This is a genomic window from Litoreibacter halocynthiae, from assembly GCF_004365635.1.
GTDB lineage: Bacteria > Pseudomonadota > Alphaproteobacteria > Rhodobacterales > Rhodobacteraceae > Litoreibacter > Litoreibacter halocynthiae.
Genome location: NZ_SOBH01000002.1, coordinates 708,617 through 730,194, shown reverse-complemented (window position 1 = coordinate 730,194; position 21,578 = coordinate 708,617). Strand labels below are relative to the sequence as shown.

The window sequence follows — 21,578 nt, the reverse complement described above, 5'->3', positions numbered from 1 at the left end:
GAGAGTGAATGATGGATTGGCGGAGCCAAGGGGTCTTGCTATCAGCGCGCCGCCACGGCGAGCACGCAGCCATCATTGATGTCTTTACCCCCGACTATGGCCGGCATGCAGGTGTCGTGCGCGGAGGCGCGGGGCGTAAAATGGCCCCGATATTGCAACCCGGAGCGCAGTTGGATGTCTCGTGGCGCGCGCGCCTTGAAGGTCATTTGGGGGCGTTCACGGTTGAGCCGGTTAAATCCCGTGCGGCGGCTGTTATGGGCGACCGTAAAGCATTGGCGGGTTTAAATGCGCTCTGTGGGTTACTGCAATTCGCACTCGCTGAACGTGATCCGCACCCAGAACTCTACGATCGAACTTTGTTGGTGTTCGACCTTCTGGGAGAAAGCGATGCTTGGCCGCTCGCCTATGTGCAGTGGGAATTGGCGTTGTTGGAAGAACTGGGCTTCGGCCTGGACCTGTCATCATGCGCTGTGACGGGGTCGATGCAGGAGTTGATTTATGTCTCGCCCCGAACTGGCCGCGCGGTGTCACGACAAGGAGCAGGCGAATGGGCTTCGCGACTACTGAACTTGCCGAACTGTTTGCGAGGCGTCGGTGATGGATCGCTTGAAGGTGTGCCGGATGCGTTGGCGACGACCGGATACTTCCTAACGACGTGGATGGCCCCGCAATTGGGTAATAAACCTTTGCCGCCAGCGCGGGATCGGTTGGTCGAGGCGCTGGGGGCTACTCGGACGCCTTAAAGATCATCTGATCACCCGTTTCGTTCGATAGGATGAGTGTTGCACCCGTTGCCTCGGACAAGGTCATCTTTCTTAGAGCTTCAAAGAAGACACTTTCGGCTCGCATATCGGGGCAAGCGCGCTTTGTGCTGGCGACGCCGTCGACAGAAAACCACGGATAGGGCGCGGTTTGCTTGCCGAAATAGCGGTTGCAAGGACCGGAGCCCGCGATTTTTCCGGGCTGTGGAAAGGTGAGCCTGGCGCGGGCCTTGAACGCGGCACCGTTAATCGACTCGAGCTGCCAAACTGCACCGTCTTCTGCGTAGCCGGAAATGGTTTCGTCCTTACAAGCGGCAAGTAAAATCAAAGCGATGAGTGCGAATTGTTTCATGGGGCACGGTTTAACAGGCCACGCCCCATATGTTTAGTCACGTTTCTTAGTCCAGCAGGCGACGGGCAATGACTTGCGCCTGAATTTCCGCAGCACCTTCAAAGATGTTGAGGATACGGGCATCGCACAGGATACGGCTGATCTTGTATTCTAGCGCGAAGCCGTTGCCGCCATGGATTTGCAGCGCGTTGTCGGCGCTGGCCCAAGCGACGCGGGCACCCAGAAGTTTAGCCATGCCAGCCTCTAGGTCGCAGCGGCGGTCGTGGTCTTTTTCGTCGGCCGAGAAGTAAGTCAGCTGGCGCGCAACCATGGTTTCCACCGCCATCATGGCGATTTTGCCGGACACGCGGGGGAAGTCGATCAGGGATTTGCCAAACTGCTTGCGGTCGTTGGCGTATTGCATGGCGACGTCGATGGCTGACTGCGCGACGCCAATCGCGCGGGCGGCGGTCTGGATGCGCGCGCTCTCGAAGGTTTGCATCAATTGCTTGAAGCCCTGACCTTCCGTGCCGCCGAGCAGGTTCTCACCCTTGACGTGGAAATTGTCGAAGGCGAGTTCGTATTCCTTCATGCCGCGATAGCCCAGCACCTCGATCTCGCCGCCAGTCATGCCGTCGGTCGGGAAGGGGTCGGCATCGTCGCCGGGGGTCTTTTCGGCGATGAACATGGACAGACCCTTATAGTTGGTCGTGTCGGGGTCCGTGCGCGCGAGCAGCGTCATGAAATGGGTGCGCGCCGCGTGGGTAATCCATGTCTTGTTGCCGGTGACCTTGTAGTCATCGCCATCCTTGACTGCGCGGGTTCGCAGCGCACCTAGGTCGGAGCCTGTGTTCGGCTCTGTAAACACGGCTGTTGGCAGGGTTTCGGCGGAGGCCAGTTTGGGCAGCCACTTTTCTTTCTGCGCATCAGTGCCACCGCATAGGATCAACTCGGCTGCGATCTCGGACCGCGTTCCCAAGCTGCCCACGCCAATATAGCCGCGCGACAATTCTTCGGAGACAACAACCATAGAGGCTTTGGATAGCCCGAACCCGCCGTATTCTTCGGGGATGGTCAGGCCGAAGACACCCATTTCTGCCAGTTCCTCGATAATCTCCATCGGGATCAGCTCATCTTTGAGGTGCCAGTCATGTGCAAAGGGCTCGACCTTTTCCACTGAAAAGCGGCGAAACTGTTCGCGGATCATTTCCAGTTCGTCATCAAGGCCAGAAGCGCCTGTGATGATTTCCGCGGAGCGTTCCTGCATCAGTTCCACAAGCCGCGTGCGTGCGGCCTGGGTATTAGCCGTGCGGGTGAGGGTTGTGATCTCGACCGTGATGGCGCTGTTCTGGTCGTCTTGCGACAGACCAATATCTTGCAGTCGCAGAATTTCACCCTGTGACATGGGAATGCCACCTTGGATTTGACCAAGATACTCGCCAAATGCGATCTGGTGAATCAGCTGCTCAACCTCGGAAAATTTGCCCTCGGCGATTAGTTTTTCAGCCCATTTTTGCATCTGGGTCAGGGACTGCACATAAGTGGCGAGCCATGCAAGCCCATGGGCAGCGGTTTGATTTTGCTCTAGCAAAACCGCTGAAATACGCCCGTTATCAGTAACTTGCGCCCGCACCGCTTCTTTCGCCTTATTGAGCAGTTCGCTGATTGGGGCAAGGGCGGCTGCAGTCAGTGTTAGCAGATCCGGCAGTACCGTTTGGGTTGGGGTAGCGAGGGTCATATCCTGTCCATCATGGGCCATGTCTCGAATCCTTTATAAAGCTTTTCACTGAAATAATCCTTTTGCAGGTGCAGCGCAACTTTGATGCGCAAAAATGTAGGTTAGAGTACGAAAATGTCGCAAAGATTTATTTGATGCGTTTGGAAAGTTGGCAGGCTACCAACGCTCATGGATATGTTTTCCTCAATCATTTCGCCGGAATTATTGATACTGGCCATGCTTATTGGCGTGCTTTCCGGTTTCGTGAAGGGTGTCGTGGGTTTTGCCATGCCGACAATATTCATCTCGGGCCTAAGTACCTTCTTGTCACCAGAATTGGCCTTGGCGGGGCTGATCCTGCCTACGGTGGCGACCAATGGCATTCAGGCCTTGCGGCAGGGCGCGCGGGCGGCATGGACATCTCTTACCCATTACAAACTGTTTTTGGGTGTTGGCGCGGTCATGCTGGTTCTCAGCGCTCAATTGGTGACGATGATCCCATCGAATATCCTCTATCTTGCCATCGGCTTGCCGGTGGCCGGCTTTACCGCAGTGCAATTGTTGGGTTGGAACCCGACTTTGGCCCGTCGCAACGGCGGGATTGAGGCAGCCGTTGGCGCCTTCGCCGGATTTGTTGCGGGGCTGTCAGGTATCTGGGGGCCGCCGACTGTTTTATATCTAACGGCGGTCAACACACCCAAGCAGGAGCAAATGCGCGTTCAGGGTGTGGTATTTGGGCTTGGCGCGGTCATGCTTTTGGCAGCGCATTTACAGTCAGGAGTTTTGCGTGCGGAAACGCTGCCGTTCTCGGCCATTTTGATCCCGCCCGCTCTTGTTGGCATCTGGCTGGGGTTCAAGGTGCAGGACCGAATTGATCAAGCCACGTTTCGCAAAGTGACGTCGTGGGTTTTGCTTTTGGCCGGGCTCAACCTGATCCGGCGCGGGTTGATGGGTTAGGATAGCAATGCGCCCGAACAGTAGCTGGACAAGTTCGGAATACGAGACGGGTCGACGACCTTGAAATTGACCGAGTAGAGTAGGGTGCCTTGGTGACTGGCCTGCAGTGCCCAGTCCCCTGCCACCATTTCGAACGGGAACTCGAACATGAAGAAGTTCAGGTTTGAGGCGTGCGGTAGCAAATCGCTTTGCCAGCTTTCCTCGGTCACATCGGTGCCGACATAGGGGGGATGAAAAACAGAGATTTCCACATTCCGTAGTTCGGTGCCTTCCGGCAACTGCACATCTACACCAAATCCAATGCCCTTGGAGAGTGGAACGACCTGGGTTGTGTGCTCGATCCGTTGTCTTTGGTCGCGTTGGGTGATGAAGCCCAAATGCGTGTCCGGAGCCGCGAGCTTCTTAGCGGTGCCTGAAGGGCAAACCAGTCCATAGTCAATTCTGGACAAGATGCGCTCATCAAAAATCAGGTCAGGCGCAACACTGTCCAAGTGCTGCGCCTGTGCCGGTGTATTCAGGCTCAGAAGGCTGATCGTTACGACCGCTTTGAGCAAGGTGCGGATCATCCGATTGCGGCGTCTTTCACGTCGTCATCAATAAACGGGACGTATTGACCGAAGTTTTCGGCAAACATTTCCACCAGCTTCGCGGCTTGAGCGTCATACTCAGACTCTTTGCCCCATGTGCTGCGAGGATCAAGGAGCCGGTTGTCGACGCCATCGCAGGTGACGGGAACCTCAAAGCCAAAATTCGGGTCTTTACGGAACTCACCTTCGTTCAAGGAACCGTTCAGGGCTGCCGTGAGCAGAGCGCGGGTTGCGCGGATTGGCATGCGCGAGCCAGTGCCATACGCGCCACCGGTCCAGCCTGTGTTTACAAGCCAGCAAGATGCGCCGTGCTGAGCGATTTTTTCGCGCAACAGGTTGCCGTAGACTTCTGGGCGGCGGGGCATAAAGGGCGCACCGAAGCAGGTGGAGAATGTGGGCTCCGGCTCGGTCACGCCGCGCTCGGTGCCGGCGACCTTGGAGGTGAAACCAGACAGGAAGTGATACATTGCCTGCGCTGGCGTCAGTCGCGCGATGGGTGGTAGCACACCAAATGCATCGCAGGTCAGCATGATGATGTTCTTGGGGTTGCCACCAAGGGCCGTGTCGGAGGCGTTGGAGATATAGGGCAGCGGATAGGCGCAACGCATGTTCGCGGTCAGACTGTCGTCTTCAAAGTCCAACTCTTTGGTGTCTTTGTCGAATACCATGTTCTCGATCACGGTGCCGAATTTCTCGGTTGTGGCGTAGATCTCCGGCTCAGCCTCTGCAGACAAGGAGATCGTCTTGGCATAGCAACCACCTTCAAAGTTGAAGATGCCGCGATCAGACCAGCCGTGCTCGTCATCGCCGATCAGCGTGCGGGAGGGATCGGCTGACAGCGTGGTCTTACCTGTGCCTGAAAGCCCGAAGAACACAGCCGCATCAGCAGGGTTGCTGTGGGCATGGTTGGCCGAGCAGTGCATCGGCATGATGTTTTTCTCGGGCAACAGGTAGTTGAGCAGTGAGAAGACGGACTTTTTGTTTTCGCCTGCGTAGGCTGTGCCACCGATCAGGATCAACTTCTTATCAAAGTTCATCGCAATAACCGTCTCCGAACGGCACCCGTGGCGTCCTGGATCAGCCTGAAAGCTCGGGCAGTTGATGACAGTGAACTCGGGGACGAAGGTCGCCAGTTCTTCTGCTTCGGGGCGTCGCAGCAAGTGGCGGATGAATAGGCCGTGCCATGCCAACTCGGTAACGACGCGAACGTCGAGGCGGTGAAGCGGGTCGGCCCCACCAAACAAATCCTGCACGAAATAGTCGCCACCTTTCATATGCTCGACCATGTCGGCATACAGCACATCAAAGGCTTCCGGCTCCATCGGGGCATTATTTTCCCACCAGATGGTGTTCTCAACCGACGGGGTCCGCACAACAAACTTATCTTTCGGAGAGCGACCGGTGTGTTTGCCGGTGGTCACCAGAAACGAGCCACCTTTACCCAAGGTGCCCTCGTTGCGTTTGAGGGCTTCTTCAACCAAAGCAGGTTCCAGATAGTTATAGAAGACGCTCCCAAGGCCGGAAATACCCTGTTGGTCCAACATTTGAGCTGGATTGACGCGTCCTGTGATCATGAGCTTGCTCCTGTAGCGGGAAAATCCCGCGCATCTTTACGTCCGAACGGGTCCTGTATCCGTCGGCATCACCCCGACGAGGTGATCAATCTCCGTATACCACGTCGGTTTTGGGAGGAAACCGGTCGGGCGCGACGTGATAGCGTTATCATTGGTATAAGGTGCGGCATATTAGTCAAACATTAGGGGGGAATTGCCTAAATGAGGGTGGACAGGCCTTGATTCGCCACAATTTCATTGATTCCGCAGGGCCAAGGGCCGATGGTAAGAAAAAAATAAGAGCAACGAGCAGTAAAAAGGGGCCACCCAATGTCAAAAATCGCGTTGGTGGACGACGACAGGAACATCCTGACGTCCGTTCAAATGACTCTTGAGGCCGAAGGCTTTGAGGTAGAAACATATAATGATGGTCAAAGCGCACTGGACGCTTTCACCCGCAAAATGCCGGACATGGCAGTTCTCGACATTAAGATGCCGCGTATGGACGGCATGGATTTGTTGCAGCGTTTGCGTCAAAAATCCGAAGTTCCTGTGATCTTCCTGACTTCAAAAGATGATGAGATCGACGAGGTTCTTGGTCTGCGTATGGGGGCGGACGACTATGTGCGCAAACCTTTCTCGCAACGCCTGCTGGTCGAACGTATCCGCGCAATCTTGCGCCGCAAAGAAGCGATTGCCAAAGATGATGCCGGTGAAGGCGAAGTCGCCCAAACCATGGTGCGCGGCGATCTGACGATGGATCCCCTGCGTCACACAGTGACGTGGAAGGGCAATGATGTGTCTCTGACGGTGACCGAATTCCTGCTCTTGCAGGCATTGGCGCAGCGTCCGGGTTTCGTGAAATCGCGCGACCAGCTGATGGACGTGGCTTATGACGATCAGGTCTACGTCGACGACCGCACGATCGACAGCCACATCAAGCGCCTGCGCAAGAAGATGCGCACAGCCGATGATGAGTTCTCGGCGATTGAGACCCTCTACGGCATCGGTTACAGATACAACGAAGAGTAGCTATGTCTTTAGTGTCGAGGTTTTCTGTGGCGAGCTCCAAGCCAGCAAGAAACGCAGAATTGGTTATGGGCGAAGACTGGACGCAGTCAGGTGACGGTGTCGAGCAAGAGCTTAGATCCAAACGGGAGAAGCGAAATCTTATTTCGCTGAACCGTTCCCCCTTGGCGCGTAAAATCATTACCTTCAACCTGCTGGCATTGCTCCTCATGGTTGCGGGTGTTTTGTTCCTCAACCCATTTCGGGACAGCCTTGTTGCGCAGCGAGAAGTCGCACTGGTCTCCGAAGCACAGCTGATCGCGGATGTGTTTGAAGCCCAACTCGCGGTGTCCGGTGAGGATGCCACTCTGGAAAATCCATCGGCAACACTCAGCGCTTTGGACATCGCTCCTGGTGTTGAAGTCTATGTGTTTTCTTCAAACGAAGCATTGTTGGCCAGCACGATGGGGGCTGATCGCCCAGAACTTGCGGGAACCGAAGGACTTCAGAGCGACCGGAATGGCACAGTCATCACTGGATTTCTAAACAGCGTATGGGAAACGATTTCCAGCGCATTCGGGTCCAACCAAAAACAGGTTCCAAACGTTAGCGGAGAGGACGAGGCAAGGAAACTGTTTGCACAAGCGGCTAGCGGGCAAACTGAAAGTCGAACTGGTCTGGATGGCGCTGGTGGCAGTATATTCTCCGTAGCAACGCCAATCGAACGCAATGGTCAGGTGCTTGGGGTCATAGCCTTGTCGACTGTCGCAGGACAAATTGATCAATTGGTCCGCAGCGAACGCGAGCAGGTATTGCAGATGTTTGTCATCGCGATACTGGTCTCGATCGGCCTTAGCCTTGTGCTGGCATCCACCATCGCCAATCCGTTGTCCGATCTCGCCGCCGCCGCAGAGTTGGGGCAGGACAAGAACGCCCGTAAAGTTAGCCCGAGCCGAGTTCGCATACCGGACCTTACCGCGCGCCCTGACGAGATCGGGCGATTGTCTGGTGCAATGCGGGGGATGGTCTCGGCGTTGTATGAACGCATTGATGCTAACGAACAGTTTGCCGCTGATGTGGCCCACGAAATCAAAAATCCGTTGGCGTCGTTGCGCTCTGCTGTCGGCACATTGCATGTGGCAAAAACCGACGAGCAGCGTAGTCGTTTGCTGGATGTTATCGAGCATGACGTGCGTCGCTTGGACAGACTTGTCAGTGATATCTCCAACGCTTCGCGTCTTGATAGCGAGCTGGTGAAGGAAGACGAAGAGCCGTTCGACCTGATGCGGATGTTGAACAACCTGACCGAATATTTGGGCCAGCAAGCTGCCGAGAACGGGGTCGAATTTATCAAAGATGTCCCTAACGAGCCGATTGTCATTCACGGTTTAGAGGCGCGTCTGGCGCAAGTCTTCGTGAACCTGATCACCAACGCGACATCCTTCTGCGAAGAGGGTGATGCAGTGCGTATCTGGGCGCGCCGTCGCGACAACCGCGTTCTGGTCGTTGTCGAAGACACCGGCCCTGGTATCCCCGAGCAGGCATTGAACAAAGTGTTCAACCGTTTCTACTCAGAGCGCCCTGAGCGCCAGTTCGGTAATCATTCCGGTCTCGGATTGGCAATTTCAAAGCAGATCATCGAAGCTCATGGTGGTGTGATCTGGGCCGAAAACATTCGCCCGACCGACGCTGACATCACATCCGAACCGCTTGGCGCACGTTTTGTGGTTGGTCTTCCGACCTGATCCAAGCAATTTTCTGAATAGGGCTGGGCGATAGAGATATTCCTCTTTAGTTTCCTGCTATGACGTTTTCCTGCCCTGCATTACCCTGCCAAATCCACGCAACCTGTGTTGCCGTAGATGAAAGTGGGTTATTGATCGTCGGTCACTCCGGTGCCGGGAAATCTGCGCTTGCCTTACAACTGATGGCGTTCGGGGCGGAGTTGGTGGCGGATGACAGGTGCGAACTGTCGGACAGCTCTCTGGGTGTCATGGCCCGTCGCCCGGATAAATTGCCAGAAGCCATTGAAGCGCGCGGCATGGGAGTGTTATCCGCCCCGTGTAGGGGACCTGTGATGATTGCAGCGATAGTTGATCTGGATTGCACAGTGCAGAGCCGCTTGCCTTCGTCGAGCGAGGTCCAACTTGGCGACCATTTGGTGAGGCGGCTCTCTAGTTTCGACGCGCCACATATGCCAGCCGCTCTTTTCCACTTTCTAAAGCATGGATTTCACGGTTCTATGGGCGCATGAGCACAGACCGTCCTAAGGCCAATCCGCATCAAATAGTAATTGTCACCGGTCCTTCTGGAGCGGGGCGCAGTACGGCGATTAACGCGCTGGAAGATTTGGGATTCGAAGCGATAGACAACTTGCCGTTGTCGCTTATTCCAAGACTTCTTGACGGCCCGCCGCTGACCCGTTCGGTCGCTCTTGGGGTAGATGTGCGAAACCGTGATTTCACCACCAAAGCTCTGATGCAGCTTGTGGATGCGCTACCTGCACAAACGGATGCAGAGGTTAGCCTGCTCTACCTAAACGCCCGCGAAGACGTGCTGATCCGCCGTTATTCTGAGACACGTCGTCCGCACCCGATGGCCCCGAATGAGAGCCTGCAAGAAGGCATCCGCCGGGAGCGTGAGTTGCTTGGTGCGATACAATCGCGAAGTGATGTGGTCATTGAGACCTCGGACCTGTCCCCGCATGAATTGCGCGACGAACTGACGATGCTGTTTGCTGCATCGGACGGAGCAACAATGTCGGTGCTTTTGAATTCATTCTCTTATAAGCGCGGCGTCCCGCACGGTGTCGATATGGTGTATGACTGCCGATTTTTGCGGAACCCGCACTGGGAACCTGACTTGCGCAGTTTGACTGGCAAAGATCAGAGAGTGGAGAACTATGTCACGGCAGATGATCGCTTTGACGCCTTCTTCGAGAAGATCAACGACCTGACGGATTTGTTGCTTCCGGCGTTTCACGATGAAGGGAAATCCTATCTCACAATCGGCCTCGGGTGTACTGGCGGAAAGCATAGGTCGGTTGCCGTGGCGGAAATGATGGGCAAGACCCTTGCAAATAAGGGGTGGCAAGTGTCTATAAGGCATCGGGAATTGGAGCGTCAGGCGAAACCTGGCTCTGGGGATACGTAAACGGGGTGTTTGTCGGGTGATCGGAATAGTCATCGTCGCACATGGCGGTCTGGCAAGGGAGTACCTGTCAGCGGTTGAGCACGTTGTCGGTACGCAAACCGGAATCCGTGCGATCACCATTGAAGAAAATCACGACCGTACAGACAAACAGAACGAGATATGCGCGGCCGCTGACAGTGTGGATCAGGGCGATGGCGTGGTTGTTGTCACTGATATGTTTGGTGGCTCCCCGTCAAATCTGTCGCTTTTGGCATGCAGCCCTGACAATCGCCGGATACTTTATGGTGCCAATCTGCCGATGCTTATCAAGCTTGCTAAGTCACGTGGTCAAAGCGTAGGGATCGCCGTAGATCTCGCAATGGAAGCGGGTCGCAAATATATAAACAGTTTTGACGGGCCGGTATAACGATGGGCGAACGCACTCTGAACATCATCAACGAAAAGGGCCTTCACGCGCGCGCGAGCGCCAAATTTGTCGAAGTGGCGGAGCAGTTTGATGCGCGGGTCACAGTGTGCAAAGATGGCATGGATGTATCCGGCGACAGCATCATGGGTTTGCTCATGCTTGCCGCGTCGCGTGGAACTTCGATTGATGTGCGGACCGATGGCAAAGATGCCGATACCGCGATGGACGCTCTGGCTGCTTTGGTGGCGGATAAGTTCGGCGAAGATATGTGACCGCGGAGCGAGATATGAATGACGCACCGCAGGATCCGCCTCGAACCGAGGATCTTCCCTACGACCATCCCGAATACGTGGCCTACGACAAGCGCAACTTGTCCTATGCCAACACCTTTACCAACCCGTGGAAGTCCTGGACCATTCGCATCATGGAGCTGTTTACGGGCAAGCTTCACCTGCTCTTTCTTATCCGGAAATTTGAGCGTGGTGGCGTAAAGTTTGGCCAAGGCTTCTGGCGTGATGCGCTGGATGTGATGGGCATAGAGCTGCAAACTCCGCAGGAGCAGATCAACAATATTCCCAAGGACGGCCCGGTGATTTTTGTCGCCAACCACCCACATGGACTTGTGGATGGTATGGTGCTGGCGGAACTGATCGGGCGGGTGCGTACGGACTACAAAATCCTGACCCGATCGCTGCTGACGGGCGTAAACGCCATCGACATGTTCATGATCCCTGTACCGTTCCCGCATGAAGAAGACGCGCTTCAGAAAAATCTGGAGATGCGCCGGAAGGCAATGGAGCATTTGAAAGAGGGCGGCGCGATTGTGTTGTTCCCTTCCGGTGTTGTGGCGACCTCGGAGACCGCATTTGGCCCTGCGATTGAGGCGGAATGGAACCCGTTTACTGCTAAGATGATCCACCGCTCTGGTGCCAAAGTCGTGCCTATTTACTTTCAAGGCCAAAATTCGCGCGCCTACCAAATCGCGAACCGGATTTCGGCCACGCTAAGGCAGGGTCTCCTGATTTATGAAGTGCGCCATGCGCTTTATAAACCACAAGCCCCAATCGTGGGCGAGCCTGTCGACCCTGAAGACATCAAGAAATGGGCCAGTAATCCGCGCGGCTTTGTCGCTTGGTTGCGCGAGAAAACACTGGCGTTGAAGCCGCAAGCGAAAAAGTAAGTGCTAGCGTGTCGGGACTGGTGGGTCTTGGCGGTAGTCGTAGAATCCACGATCCGATTTGCGGCCAAGCCATCCGGCTTCCACATATTTCGTCAACAGCGGGCAGGGGCGATATTTGGTATCCGCCAACCCGTCATGCAGCACGTTCATAATCGCCAAACAGGTGTCGAGCCCAATGAAATCCGCCAACTCGAGCGGCCCCATGGGATGGTTGGCACCTAGCTTTAGAGACTCGTCGATGGATTTGACCGATCCGACACCTTCATAGAGCGTGTAAACAGCCTCGTTGATCATCGGCATCAGGATGCGGTTGACGATGAAGGCGGGGAAATCCTCGGCGCTGGCTGCAGTTTTGCCTAGCTTGTCGACGACTGCCAAGCATGCGTTATAGGTTTCCTTATCGGTCGCGATCCCGCGGATGAGTTCGACCAATTGCATAATCGGCACTGGGTTCATGAAATGGAAGCCCATGAACTTTTCGGGCCGGTCCGTGCGCGACGCCAGTCGCGTGATGGAGATCGAGGATGTGTTCGACGTCAGGATTGTATGCGGCAACAAATGCGGCAACAAATCTTCAAAAATGGCGGCCTTGACTGTTTCACGCTCGGTGGCGGCTTCGATGATCAGGTCTGACGGGCCAAGATCGGTCAAGGTCAGCGTGGTCGATATATTGGCCATTGCTGCGTCGCGCTCTTCAGGGGTGATCTTTTCGCGGCTGACTTGGCGGTCCAGATTGCCTTGGATAATTTCGACCGCCTTATCGAGACTGTCTTGGGAAATGTCGTTCATGAGCACTTGGTAGCCCGCAAGCGCCAATACGTGAGCGATGCCATTTCCCATTTGGCCTGCGCCAACGACACCAATTTTCGAGATTTCCATAGCCGCATACTCCATCGGGTTGCTGCCAAGATAGGCCGCGGTACGGGCAGGGTGCAAGGGGCGCAAGAAACCTAAAAGTTATCAGAAATTAACTCTTTAGCATTTTGGCAATCTGAGGCTGCAAAACTGGCTTTGGGTGAGTCGAAATAGAGGTGGGGCAATGGCCTTTGAAAGAGTGGACGCGAGTCCTTTAAATTACAATCAATGCCGTTATGGCCAATCGAAGCTTTTGTTTCGCGGGCCAAGGCGCAGTCTGAAAAGCGATTACATTTCGTTTGTTGGTAGCAGCGAGACGTATGGGAAGTTTGTTAAAATGCCGTTCGTAGAATTGGTCGAAGAGGCCATTGGCATTCCATGCGCGAATTTCAGTGCGATGAATGCGGGCGTCGACGCTTTCGTCCATGACCCGTCCCTTTTGAGCCTGTTCAACCGATCGAAAACGACGGTCATTCAGGTGATGGGTGCTCAGAACATGTCGAACCGGTTTTATTCGGTTCATGCGCGCCGAAATGACCGGTTTCTGAAGGCGTCGACGCTTCTTCGGTCGATCTATCGGGAGGTGGATTTCAGTGAGTTTTCATTTACACGGCACCTTCTCACGACATTGAAGGCCGTTTCTCCGCAACGGTTTGCAGCGATCGAGATGGAGTTGCGGTCAGCGTGGCTTGCTCGGATGGAGCTTATGCTGCGACAGATTAATGGACGCTGCATCTTGCTTTGGCTGCGGGAACCGCAGTCGGAAATATTCTCCGCGGCTGATTTGGGACCGGATCCGCTGTTTCTGGACGCTCCGCTTGTGGGGCGCTTGCAGGGTATGGTGGATGAGATCGTGGAGGTCGATATCGCACATGAACGCGGAGTTTTGGACGGGATGGTCTACAGCGCCATGGAAGCGCCCGTGGCGCAGCAAATGATCGGCCCCGCGACCCATCGAAAAATTGCGGATCGGCTGCTTAAAGTTCTGTAGTCATAAAAAAGGCCCGCTATCGGCGGGCCTCTTTCATAAAATTTTGATGATTTACAGCGCGTCGATCAACTTTGGAACTGCATCAAACAGATCGGCGACCAAGCCGTAGTCGGCCACTTGGAAGATTGGAGCTTCCTCATCTTTGTTGATTGCAACGATGACTTTGGAATCCTTCATCCCAGCCAAGTGCTGGATCGCGCCGGAAATCCCGATTGCGATATACAGATCCGGTGCCACAACCTTGCCCGTCTGGCCAACCTGCCAGTCGTTCGGGGCATAACCACTGTCGACTGCTGCACGGGATGCGCCAACGGCGGCCCCAAGCTTGTCTGCCAGTTTCTCGATCAAGGCGAAGTCATCTTCCGAACCAACGCCACGACCGCCGGATACAACGACACCAGCGGAGGTCAGCTCTGGTCGATCAGATTCTGCGACCTTGTCTTCGACCCATGCCGAAAGGCCGGGGTCGCCCGCCGCACCAATGTTTTCGACCGAAGCCGAGCCACCCGTGGCCGCCGCGTCAAAGACTGATCCACGCACCGAGATAACCTTGGTCGCGTCAGCGGATTTGACCGTTTGCAAGGCGTTGCCTGCGTAGATCGGACGCTCGAACGTGTCGGCATCGATCACGGCAGTGATGTCAGAGATCACCATCACGTCCAGCAATGCTGCAATGCGCGGCATGAGGTTCTTTGCGTCGGTCGTCGCAGGCGCGACGATGTGCGAGTAATCCCCTGCAAGGCTGACCACCAAATCGGCGGCAGGCTCTGCGAGGCGGTGACCGTAAAGATCATGCTCTGCGCACAACACTTTGGAAACACCCTCGATCGTCGCGGCCTCCTTCGCTGCGGCGGCACAAGTGGCACCAACGCACAGCACGGTGATGTCGCCCAAGGGCTTTGATGCCGTCACGGTTTTCGCGGTGGCGTCCATGGCCAACTGGCCATCGGTGATTTCTGCAAGAAGTAAAACAGCCATCAGAGTACTCCTGCTTCGTCTTTAAGTTTTGCCACAAGTTCTTCGACCGAAGCGACTTTGATGCCCGCCTTGCGGGTCTCAGGCTCTGCCGTTTTCACAATTTCGAGGCGGTTGCCCACGTCCACGCCGTAGTCGGCAGCGGTTTTTTCATCCAAAGGCTTTTTCTTGGCCTTCATGATGTTTGGAAGCGACGCATAGCGTGGCTCGTTCAGGCGCAGGTCTACGGTCACAACGGTTGGCATGTTGACCTTGATGGTTTGCAGACCACCATCGACTTCGCGGGTCACAACAGCCTTGTCACCGTCGATTTCCAACTCGGAGGCGAAGGTCGCTTGGGACCAACCCAAAAGCGCCGACAGCATTTGGCCGGTGGCATTCATGTCATTGTCGATCGCTTGCTTGCCGCACAGCACAAGGCCGGGCTGCTCTTCGTCAACAACTGCTTTGAGCAATTTGGCAACGGCAAGAGGTTCGATATCATTATGCACGTCATCAGCTGCCACGATCAGGATCGCGCGGTCCGCACCCATTGCCAGCGCCGTGCGCAAAGTTTCCTGGCTTTGCTTCACACCAATGGAAACTGCCACAACCTCATCGACCTTTCCGGCCTCTTTCAGGCGGATGGCCTGTTCGACAGCAATTTCGTCGAACGGGTTCATGGACATTTTGACGTTAGCAAGATCGACGCCGCTCCCGTCCGCTTTGACACGGACTTTCACGTTATAGTCGATCACGCGTTTGACGGGTACGAGGACCTTCATCTGCGGTATCTCCCTAGTTCAGCATCCGGAGTGGACACATTATAATTCCACTTTCCGAGATACCGGAGGCAGTCTGCGGAAAACAGGTTAAAATCGACGCCACACTGGTCTGTGACGCCGCGTTTGTGAAAAAATGACGAAAAATTTCACAAACGCAAGATGTTTGCGCTAGCGATTGGCGCCCGGAACCCAAAGTACGTCGTCTTTGCCGTCATTATTGGCAATACGGGACGCCACGAAGAACCAGTCCGACAGACGATTGAGATATTTCACCGCGTCCGCGTTCACTGATTCCATTGCCGCCAGTTCCACGGTCAGTCGCTCCGCGCGACGCGATACCGTGCGGCATAGATGCAGTTGCGCTGCCAGTGCCGAGCCACCGGGCAGGATGAAGGACCGCAGCGGCTCCAGTGCCGCATTCATCGCGTCGATCTCGTTTTCCAGACGTGACACTTGCGCCGCCGCCACACGCAGAGGCTGGTACTCGGCATCCGCGTCTTTCTCCATATCTGGGCGGCACAGATCCGCGCCAAGATCGAACAGATCGTTCTGGATCATCGCCAGTTGCGCGTCTATTTCGCCGCTCGCGTGCTGGCGTGCCAGTCCTACGGTTGCGTTCGTCTCGTCCACAGTGCCGTAGGCATTTACGCGGGATGAATGCTTGGCCACGCGCGATCCGTTGCCCAATGCCGTTTCACCAGCATCGCCGGTTTTCGTATAGATTTTATTCAGAACGACCATGTGCTTACGCGCCTCCCATGCGCCGGAAAAAGACAAAGATGAGGATAAGGATTACCGCTATGAACTGCGCCGCGATGCGGTAGCGCATGATGCGGTTGGCGTGTTTGCGGTTGAAATCGCCGCCTTTGGCGAAGCCGCCAATACCAATCAGAAGGATGATCAGCACCGCAATGCACGCGACTGCGACTACAATGAAAAGTGGGTCGTCGGCCATGTTTCAGCCCCCGTAGGTTGCATGTGTTTGAATTGCATCTAGCGGAGCATATGCAAAAAGCGAACCTGAATCACATGCGGTCAATTAGCCAATCGACCAGACGAGTCGGAAGAAGGCGCTTCAGAAAAGCCATCAGATAGGTCGGCGTGGTGATCTTATAACGGGCCTTAGGGTTCGCATCTGTCAGCGCCCGCCACACCTTGTCACTGACAGCGGAGGCTGGCAGCTCGAACGTGTCTGGACCGCGATCCTCATACAGCCGTGTTAGCACCTTCTCCTCATACTCAGCCTTGCGGGCCGAGGAACGCCAGTCGATCCATTTCTCGAAATGCGGGATCGAGTTCTGGCGCAATTTTGACGTAATCGGACCCGGCTGAATCAGGATCACGTCAATCCCGCTGCCACGCATCTCGACGCGAAGCGTGTCCGTCAATCCTTCCATGGCGAACTTGGTGCTGTTATACGCCCCGCGCAGTTTCAGCGCGACGAACCCCAACACTGAAGAGCAGTTCAATATCCGCCCATGCCCCTGCGCTCGCATGATCGGGATCACTTGGCGGGTTAGCTCGTGATAGCCAAACAGGTTGGTCTCGAAGATCGAGCGCAATGCGTCTGTCGGCACGTCTTCCACCGCCGCCGGAAAGCCAAAGGCCGCGTTGTTGAACAGCGCGTCTAGAGTGCCACTGGTACGGGTCAGCACCTCTTCAATTGCCGCAGACATGGAGGCGGTGTCGCTTTGATCCAGCACGAAGCTTTCAAGCCCCTCGCGGATCAACCGGTCGCAGTCGTCTTGTTTCCGGCAGGTGGCAAAGACTCTCCAGCCGCGCTTGTGCAGCGCATGTGCCGCGTCGTAGCCGATACCCGAGGAACAGCCGGTGATAAGAATGGATTTGCGTGTCATGTGGCTATCGCTATCGCAACCGTGCTACGGCGACTAGCCCGCGTCTGATAGAAACTGAGCAGAAATGTAGGCTTCGATGCCGGTTTCCAGAATATAGACCTTGGCCCAACCGCTGGGCAGCATCTCAACCAATTCTGCGCTGTCGTTGCGCACGGCACGACCGACAATTTTTGCGGTGGTGGACGGACCCGCGCGCAAGTTGACGCGTTTGCCGGTCACACGGCGGATCGTCGTGGTAGCAACCTCCGGGGTGGTTGCAAGTTGTTGCGTTGCCACTGGCTCAGCCGCGGCGGGCGTGGTCGTTTCTGTCGATGCGGACACAAGCGCGGGGGATTCGATCTCTTCCAGTGTCGTCAAAGCGGCTGGAATGGCGGTTGTTTCGGGTTCCGCCACAGCGTTGGAAACCTGAATGGCGGGAGCTTCCAAAGTGGTCGATACAGTTCTGGTAACTTGTTGCTCTGCCCGCGCTTTTCGCGATGCCAGCTCCTCACTCGTGGGTTCCCCCATCGTGATCAAGACCAAGTACAATGCGGCGCACAAGCCGACGACCCATTTTAACATAAAACAATCCCCCAAGGCGTATTCGAGCCCTTGTGTCATCTTATCACGAAACGACCACGGGGAAACCGGAAGAATTACTCCCCTGATTGCAAATCTCGCCGCTTTACGCTCCCGATCAGTGACGCTACACAGCATCTATGTCTGACAATGCCGACACCCCCCAGATTGAGCCGTCCGAACTGGCCGAACCGCTGCTCAAAGCGATTGGCGACCGCTATCTGACCTATGCGTTGTCGACGATTATGCACCGCGCGCTGCCCGATGCGCGGGATGGATTGAAGCCGGTACACCGCCGCATTCTGTATGCGATGCGTGAACTCAAACTCGCCTCCAATGGTGGCTTCCGTAAATCGGCAAAGATTTCCGGCGACGTGATGGGGAACTACCACCCCCACGGCGATGCTGCGATTTATGATGCAATGGCCCGCCTGGCGCAGGAATTTAACGTCCGGTACCCGCTGGTCGACGGCCAAGGCAACTTCGGTAATATCGACGGTGATAACCCCGCTGCAGCCCGCTATACCGAAGCCCGCATGACCGCTGCCGCTGAGGCCCTGCTCGAAGGCCTCAACGAGGATGCGGTTGATTATCGCCCCAACTACGATGGCACGCTTGAAGAGCCTGCCGTTTTGCCCGCGACCTTCCCCAACCTGCTCGCCAATGGTTCCAGCGGGATCGCGGTGGGCATGGCGACCAATATTCCGCCCCACAATATCGATGAGCTGATCAACGGGTGTATTCACCTGATCAAAGCTCCGAACGCCCGCGATGAGACTTTGCTGGAACATGTGCCGGGGCCAGACTTCCCGACAGGTGGCACGATCGTCGAGCCGCGCGAGAATATCCTTGAGGCCTACCGCACAGGGCGGGGCTCCTTCCGTCTGCGCTCCAAGTGGGAGGTTGAGGATCTGGGCCGTGGTCTTTGGCAAATTGTGGTCACCGAGATTCCCTATCAGGTTCAAAAATCAAAGCTGATCGAGAAAATCGCTGAAGTGATCCAGACCAAGAAGGTCCCGATCCTTGCCGATATCCGCGACGAAAGTGCCGAAGATATCCGCGTTGTGCTGGAACCGCGCTCCAAGAATGTCGACCCTGAAGTTCTGATGGGCATGATGTTCCGCAACTCCGATCTGGAAGTGCGGTTCTCGCTGAATATGAACGTGTTGATCGACGGGCGCACGCCCAAGGTATGTTCTTTGAAAGAGGTGCTGCGCGCCTTCCTCGACCACCGCCGCGAAGTGTTGCAGCGCCGCTCGCAGCACCGGTTGGAAAAAATCGACCACCGTTTAGAGGTCTTGGAAGGCTTCATCCTCGCCTTCCTCAACCTTGATCGTGTGATTGATATCATCCGTTATGACGATGATCCCAAATCCGGACTGATGTTCGAGGATTGGGGCAAAGACCATCCGCGTGCGATGGACGAGAAAGATTATGTCGGCCCGAGCTCTCGCACCGGCGAGCCGTCGCTGACCGAAGTTCAAGCCGACGCGATCCTCAACATGCGTCTGCGTAGCTTGCGCCGTCTCGAAGAGATGGAGTTGAAGCGCGAGCGTGATGAATTGATGATCGAGCGCGCTGGTCTAGAAGACCTGCTCGATAGCGACGATTTGCAGTGGAAGAAGATCACCGAGCAATTGCGTGACGTGCGCAAGCTGTTTGGCAAGGATAGCGAAGGTGGCGCGCGGCGTACGCAATTCGCTGAAGCCACCGAGATCGCAGACGTGCCGTTGGAAGCCATGATCGACCGCGAGCCGATCACTGTGGTCTGCTCCAAGATGGGCTGGGTCCGCGCAATGACCGGCCATATCGATCTGACCCGTGAACTGAAGTTCAAGGATGGCGATGAGGGGCGTTTTGTTTTCCACGCGGAAACCACCGACAAGCTGTTGGTCTTCGGATCAAACGGTCGTTTTTATACCGTGTCCGCTGCCAATCTGCCTGGCGGGCGTGGCATGGGCGAGCCGTTGCGTCTGATGGTCGACTTGCCCAACGAAGCCGAAATTGTCGATATGTTCATCCACGCGCCGGGTCGCAAATTGCTGGTCGCGTCTTCTGAGGGCAATGGCTTTGTGGTGCCGGAAGACGACGTTGTTGCACAGACCCGCAGCGGCAAGCAGGTGCTTAATGTCAAGGATGCCCACGCCGTCGTTTGTCGACCTGTAACCGGTGATCACGTCGCCATCGTCAGCCAGAACGGCAAGTTTTTGGTCTTCCCAACGTCCGAGCTTCCTGAAATGGGCCGTGGCAAAGGCGTGCGGCTTCAAAAATACAACATGGCTCGTGGCAAGCAAGGCTCACTCGAGCTTGACGGCGGTTTGTCCGACCTCACGACCTTCGCGTGGGACGATGGGCTGACATGGGGCATGGGAGGCGGCAAAATTCGCCATGAGCCCGACATGACGGAGTGGCTTGGCAAGCGTGCCGGTGTCGGCAAGCGCCCCCCTTACGGGTTCCCGAAAAGCTACAAGTTTGACTGACGCGATTTCAGCGGCCTAATCGGCACGTTCGACGTTCAGCCATACCCCGCCTTCAGGTCGCAATGTCAGAATCAAAACGGGGTAGGGGTCTTTGCCCTTCACCCGTGTGAATTTGAACCGCGACAGGATTGTGGCCAGTATTATGACCGCTTCTTGTACCGCAAAGCTCATTCCGATGCAGATGCGTGGCCCGTCGCCAAATGGCAGATAGGCGAAGCGGTCGACCTTCTTGCCCTTGGCGAACCGCTCCGGATCAAAGGCATCCGGATCATCCCAAAGCATCCGCGACCTGTGCAGTGCATAAACGGGCAGCATCACCGTATCACCCGGTGCGATTGGCCGCCCGCACAGTTCGTCCTGCACCTGCGCGGTGCGAGACAGGAAGGCAGCGGGCGGGTAGAGCCGCAGCGTTTCATCTATGATTTGCCGTATGTAAGGCAGGTCTTTAAGGTCACCTTCCGTTGCTGTGCGCCCTTGCAGAACTGATTGCGCATCGTCCCGCGCCCGATCCTGAACACTTTCGTCGAAGGCGCAGAGGTAAAGCGCCCAAGCCAAGGTCAGCGCCGTTGTTTCGTGCCCCGCGACGATGAATGTCAGAAGATTGTCGCGTAACTCGGAGGTGTTCATCGACCGTTTGGTCTCAGGATCTTCGCCCGCCATGAGCAAATCCAAAAGGTCGGGCACTTCTCCATCTGGCTTGGCCTTGCGGTTGCTGATCACGCCATCGGCCATGGATTTCATCGTCTTCATGCCGCCCGAGGACATCAAGCGACCAGGGCGCGGAACCCATGTGGGCAGGCCCAGTACGTCAAACAGTGAAACCTTTGCAGTGCTGTCAATGTATCCGTCGATTGCCTTGTGGATGGCCGCGCGGTCAAAACCTTCATCACCAGAGAACGTCACATCCGAGATCACTTCGAATGTTGAAGTCACCATCTCTGCGTACATATCGGCGGCTCGACCCACATGGGCATCAATGCGTGCGCAGGACCGGTCCGCCGCAGCACTCATGATCGGGGCAAGGTTGGCGACGTTACGATGCGAGAAAACCGGAGCCGCAGCACGTCGCTGCCAGCGCCAATGGGCCCCCTCGGCAACGAATAGACTGTCGCCAATTGCGGGGCGCAGGATGTTTTTGGTGACATCGGATTTGGGGTAGTCATCAAGCCGGTCGCGCAATATCTGGCGAATGGCGTCAGGATCCATCACCATGTGCCATGGTTTGCCCATCTTGCCCGTCACAATCGGCTGATGCAGCGCGATTTCGGGGATGATTTCGATCAGGTTGCGTTGTGCTGCGCGTAGGGATTGTAGAATGCCCCACTTTTCAGTGACAAGCTTCACGCGGGGCGGATAAGTGCTGGTGTTGTCTTTCATACCTCACAATATATGCGGTCTTCGCGCCACGGCAACGCGGCGTATGATTGCACCCTTGGGGCAGCTCAG

23 protein-coding genes are annotated in these 21,578 nt (G+C 55.9%); 11 read left to right on the top strand and 12 right to left on the bottom strand.

Annotated features, from left to right (window positions below; translation table 11 throughout):
- The first annotated feature begins 11 nt into the window (after window positions 1-11).
- Window positions 12-743 carry a DNA repair protein RecO gene (gene recO / locus BDE40_RS10935; protein WP_134014740.1) on the top strand — a complete coding sequence of 244 codons (732 nt, stop codon included), beginning with the start codon at window positions 12-14 and terminating at the stop codon, window positions 741-743.
- Here the strand turns inward: recO and BDE40_RS10930 are convergent.
- Both BDE40_RS10930 and BDE40_RS10925 read right to left on the bottom strand, forming a co-directional pair.
- Window positions 727-1,113, bottom strand: coding sequence for an META domain-containing protein (locus BDE40_RS10930; protein ID WP_134014561.1), 387 nt, complete (start codon window positions 1,111-1,113; stop codon window positions 727-729). The genes recO and BDE40_RS10930 overlap by 17 nt on opposite strands.
- A gap of 46 nt (window positions 1,114-1,159) precedes the next feature.
- Window positions 1,160-2,851 (bottom strand): acyl-CoA dehydrogenase family protein, encoded by a 1,692-nt coding sequence (locus tag BDE40_RS10925; RefSeq protein ID WP_134014560.1) that lies wholly within the window; start codon window positions 2,849-2,851, stop codon window positions 1,160-1,162.
- Window positions 2,852-3,004: 153 nt separating this feature from the next.
- Between BDE40_RS10925 and BDE40_RS10920 the strand changes: the two genes are divergently transcribed.
- A complete protein-coding gene (locus BDE40_RS10920; RefSeq protein ID WP_342775013.1) occupies window positions 3,005-3,766 on the top strand; it encodes a sulfite exporter TauE/SafE family protein in 762 nt (253 codons plus the stop codon).
- On the opposite strand, the gene BDE40_RS10915 is transcribed toward BDE40_RS10920, so the two are convergent.
- Window positions 3,763-4,332, bottom strand: a complete 570-nt coding sequence (locus BDE40_RS10915; protein WP_134014558.1) for a DUF3859 domain-containing protein — start codon at window positions 4,330-4,332, stop codon at window positions 3,763-3,765. The genes BDE40_RS10920 and BDE40_RS10915 overlap by 4 nt on opposite strands.
- A complete protein-coding gene (locus tag BDE40_RS10910) occupies window positions 4,329-5,927 on the bottom strand; it encodes a phosphoenolpyruvate carboxykinase (RefSeq protein WP_134014557.1) in 1,599 nt (532 codons plus the stop codon). The genes BDE40_RS10915 and BDE40_RS10910 overlap by 4 nt, the downstream gene beginning before the upstream one ends.
- Before the next feature lie 309 nt (window positions 5,928-6,236).
- Between BDE40_RS10910 and BDE40_RS10905 the strand changes: the two genes are divergently transcribed.
- Genes BDE40_RS10905 through BDE40_RS10875 form a run of 7 tightly spaced genes read left to right on the top strand, consistent with a single transcriptional unit; the run spans window position 6,237 to window position 11,653 of the window.
- Window positions 6,237-6,938, top strand: a complete 702-nt coding sequence (locus BDE40_RS10905) for a response regulator transcription factor (protein WP_073142117.1) — start codon at window positions 6,237-6,239, stop codon at window positions 6,936-6,938.
- A 2-nt stretch (window positions 6,939-6,940) separates the two neighbouring features.
- A complete protein-coding gene (locus tag BDE40_RS10900) occupies window positions 6,941-8,659 on the top strand; it encodes a sensor histidine kinase (protein WP_134014556.1) in 1,719 nt (572 codons plus the stop codon).
- Between the two features lie 59 nt (window positions 8,660-8,718).
- Window positions 8,719-9,168, top strand: coding sequence for an HPr kinase/phosphorylase (locus BDE40_RS18565; protein WP_134014555.1), 450 nt, complete (start codon window positions 8,719-8,721; stop codon window positions 9,166-9,168).
- Complete coding sequence (rapZ, locus tag BDE40_RS10890) at window positions 9,165-10,067, top strand: RNase adapter RapZ (RefSeq protein WP_134014554.1); 903 nt, start codon at window positions 9,165-9,167, stop codon at window positions 10,065-10,067. Before BDE40_RS18565 ends, rapZ begins: the two co-directional genes overlap by 4 nt.
- Window positions 10,068-10,083: 16 nt before the next feature.
- Window positions 10,084-10,473, top strand: a complete 390-nt coding sequence (locus BDE40_RS10885; RefSeq protein WP_134014553.1) for a PTS sugar transporter subunit IIA — start codon at window positions 10,084-10,086, stop codon at window positions 10,471-10,473.
- A gap of 2 nt (window positions 10,474-10,475) precedes the next feature.
- The gene (locus BDE40_RS10880) at window positions 10,476-10,745 is read left to right on the top strand and encodes an HPr family phosphocarrier protein (protein WP_134014552.1); all 270 of its coding nucleotides are present in this window, start codon (window positions 10,476-10,478) and stop codon (window positions 10,743-10,745) included.
- A 14-nt stretch (window positions 10,746-10,759) separates the two neighbouring features.
- Window positions 10,760-11,653, top strand: coding sequence for a lysophospholipid acyltransferase family protein (locus BDE40_RS10875; RefSeq protein WP_134014551.1), 894 nt, complete (start codon window positions 10,760-10,762; stop codon window positions 11,651-11,653).
- Window positions 11,654-11,656: 3 nt separating this feature from the next.
- Here the strand turns inward: BDE40_RS10875 and BDE40_RS10870 are convergent, their stop codons facing one another.
- Complete coding sequence (locus BDE40_RS10870) at window positions 11,657-12,532, bottom strand: 3-hydroxybutyryl-CoA dehydrogenase (RefSeq protein WP_134014550.1); 876 nt, start codon at window positions 12,530-12,532, stop codon at window positions 11,657-11,659.
- A gap of 160 nt (window positions 12,533-12,692) precedes the next feature.
- On the opposite strand from BDE40_RS10870, the gene BDE40_RS10865 reads away from it, so the two are divergent.
- The gene (locus BDE40_RS10865) at window positions 12,693-13,499 is read left to right on the top strand and encodes a DUF6473 family protein (RefSeq protein WP_134014549.1); all 807 of its coding nucleotides are present in this window, start codon (window positions 12,693-12,695) and stop codon (window positions 13,497-13,499) included.
- 51 nt (window positions 13,500-13,550) lie between these two features.
- Here the strand turns inward: BDE40_RS10865 and BDE40_RS10860 are convergent, their stop codons facing one another.
- The 6 genes from BDE40_RS10860 to BDE40_RS10835 form a co-directional block, all read right to left on the bottom strand.
- Entirely contained in the window at window positions 13,551-14,477 is a 927-nt protein-coding gene (locus BDE40_RS10860; RefSeq protein ID WP_134014548.1) for an electron transfer flavoprotein subunit alpha/FixB family protein, read from the bottom strand.
- A complete protein-coding gene (locus BDE40_RS10855; RefSeq protein WP_073142142.1) occupies window positions 14,477-15,238 on the bottom strand; it encodes an electron transfer flavoprotein subunit beta/FixA family protein in 762 nt (253 codons plus the stop codon). The genes BDE40_RS10860 and BDE40_RS10855 overlap by 1 nt, the downstream gene beginning before the upstream one ends.
- A gap of 168 nt (window positions 15,239-15,406) precedes the next feature.
- Window positions 15,407-15,979: a cob(I)yrinic acid a,c-diamide adenosyltransferase gene (locus tag BDE40_RS10850; RefSeq protein WP_134014547.1), complete on the bottom strand. Its 573-nt coding sequence runs from the start codon at window positions 15,977-15,979 to the stop codon at window positions 15,407-15,409.
- 4 nt (window positions 15,980-15,983) lie between these two features.
- Window positions 15,984-16,193: a twin transmembrane helix small protein gene (locus tag BDE40_RS10845; RefSeq protein WP_073142147.1), complete on the bottom strand. Its 210-nt coding sequence runs from the start codon at window positions 16,191-16,193 to the stop codon at window positions 15,984-15,986.
- A 70-nt stretch (window positions 16,194-16,263) separates the two neighbouring features.
- On the bottom strand, window positions 16,264-17,094 hold the full coding sequence (locus tag BDE40_RS10840; RefSeq protein ID WP_073142150.1) for an SDR family NAD(P)-dependent oxidoreductase: 831 nt from the start codon (window positions 17,092-17,094) through the stop codon (window positions 16,264-16,266).
- A gap of 33 nt (window positions 17,095-17,127) precedes the next feature.
- Entirely contained in the window at window positions 17,128-17,655 is a 528-nt protein-coding gene (locus BDE40_RS10835) for an SH3 domain-containing protein (protein ID WP_162848074.1), read from the bottom strand.
- A gap of 137 nt (window positions 17,656-17,792) precedes the next feature.
- Here BDE40_RS10835 and BDE40_RS10830 point away from each other — a divergent pair, with 137 nt between their 5' ends.
- On the top strand, window positions 17,793-20,132 hold the full coding sequence (locus BDE40_RS10830) for a DNA topoisomerase IV subunit A (RefSeq protein WP_134014545.1): 2,340 nt from the start codon (window positions 17,793-17,795) through the stop codon (window positions 20,130-20,132).
- Window positions 20,133-20,147: 15 nt separating this feature from the next.
- On the opposite strand, the gene BDE40_RS10825 is transcribed toward BDE40_RS10830, so the two are convergent.
- Window positions 20,148-21,509, bottom strand: a complete 1,362-nt coding sequence (locus BDE40_RS10825; RefSeq protein WP_134014544.1) for a cytochrome P450 — start codon at window positions 21,507-21,509, stop codon at window positions 20,148-20,150.
- Between the last annotated feature and the right edge of the window lie 69 nt (window positions 21,510-21,578).

Excerpts from the sequence above, each read along its gene's own strand:
- recO (WP_134014740.1), top strand. The coding sequence starts at position 12 with ATGGATTGGCGGAGCCAAGGGGTCTTGCTATCAGCGCGCCGCCACGGC.
- BDE40_RS10930 (WP_134014561.1), bottom strand. The coding sequence starts at position 1,113 with ATGAAACAATTCGCACTCATCGCTTTGATTTTACTTGCCGCTTGTAAG.
- BDE40_RS10925 (WP_134014560.1), bottom strand. The coding sequence starts at position 2,851 with ATGGCCCATGATGGACAGGATATGACCCTCGCTACCCCAACCCAAACG.
- BDE40_RS10920 (WP_342775013.1), top strand. The coding sequence starts at position 3,005 with ATGTTTTCCTCAATCATTTCGCCGGAATTATTGATACTGGCCATGCTT.
- BDE40_RS10915 (WP_134014558.1), bottom strand. The coding sequence starts at position 4,332 with ATGATCCGCACCTTGCTCAAAGCGGTCGTAACGATCAGCCTTCTGAGC.
- BDE40_RS10910 (WP_134014557.1), bottom strand. The coding sequence starts at position 5,927 with ATGATCACAGGACGCGTCAATCCAGCTCAAATGTTGGACCAACAGGGT.
- BDE40_RS10905 (WP_073142117.1), top strand. The coding sequence starts at position 6,237 with ATGTCAAAAATCGCGTTGGTGGACGACGACAGGAACATCCTGACGTCC.
- BDE40_RS10900 (WP_134014556.1), top strand. The coding sequence starts at position 6,941 with ATGTCTTTAGTGTCGAGGTTTTCTGTGGCGAGCTCCAAGCCAGCAAGA.
- BDE40_RS18565 (WP_134014555.1), top strand. The coding sequence starts at position 8,719 with ATGACGTTTTCCTGCCCTGCATTACCCTGCCAAATCCACGCAACCTGT.
- rapZ (WP_134014554.1), top strand. The coding sequence starts at position 9,165 with ATGAGCACAGACCGTCCTAAGGCCAATCCGCATCAAATAGTAATTGTC.
- BDE40_RS10880 (WP_134014552.1), top strand. The coding sequence starts at position 10,476 with ATGGGCGAACGCACTCTGAACATCATCAACGAAAAGGGCCTTCACGCG.
- BDE40_RS10875 (WP_134014551.1), top strand. The coding sequence starts at position 10,760 with ATGAATGACGCACCGCAGGATCCGCCTCGAACCGAGGATCTTCCCTAC.
- BDE40_RS10870 (WP_134014550.1), bottom strand. The coding sequence starts at position 12,532 with ATGGAAATCTCGAAAATTGGTGTCGTTGGCGCAGGCCAAATGGGAAAT.
- BDE40_RS10865 (WP_134014549.1), top strand. The coding sequence starts at position 12,693 with ATGGCCTTTGAAAGAGTGGACGCGAGTCCTTTAAATTACAATCAATGC.
- BDE40_RS10860 (WP_134014548.1), bottom strand. The coding sequence starts at position 14,477 with ATGGCTGTTTTACTTCTTGCAGAAATCACCGATGGCCAGTTGGCCATG.
- BDE40_RS10855 (WP_073142142.1), bottom strand. The coding sequence starts at position 15,238 with ATGAAGGTCCTCGTACCCGTCAAACGCGTGATCGACTATAACGTGAAA.
- BDE40_RS10850 (WP_134014547.1), bottom strand. The coding sequence starts at position 15,979 with ATGGTCGTTCTGAATAAAATCTATACGAAAACCGGCGATGCTGGTGAA.
- BDE40_RS10845 (WP_073142147.1), bottom strand. The coding sequence starts at position 16,193 with ATGGCCGACGACCCACTTTTCATTGTAGTCGCAGTCGCGTGCATTGCG.
- BDE40_RS10840 (WP_073142150.1), bottom strand. The coding sequence starts at position 17,094 with ATGACACGCAAATCCATTCTTATCACCGGCTGTTCCTCGGGTATCGGC.
- BDE40_RS10835 (WP_162848074.1), bottom strand. The coding sequence starts at position 17,655 with ATGTTAAAATGGGTCGTCGGCTTGTGCGCCGCATTGTACTTGGTCTTG.
- BDE40_RS10830 (WP_134014545.1), top strand. The coding sequence starts at position 17,793 with ATGTCTGACAATGCCGACACCCCCCAGATTGAGCCGTCCGAACTGGCC.
- BDE40_RS10825 (WP_134014544.1), bottom strand. The coding sequence starts at position 21,509 with ATGAAAGACAACACCAGCACTTATCCGCCCCGCGTGAAGCTTGTCACT.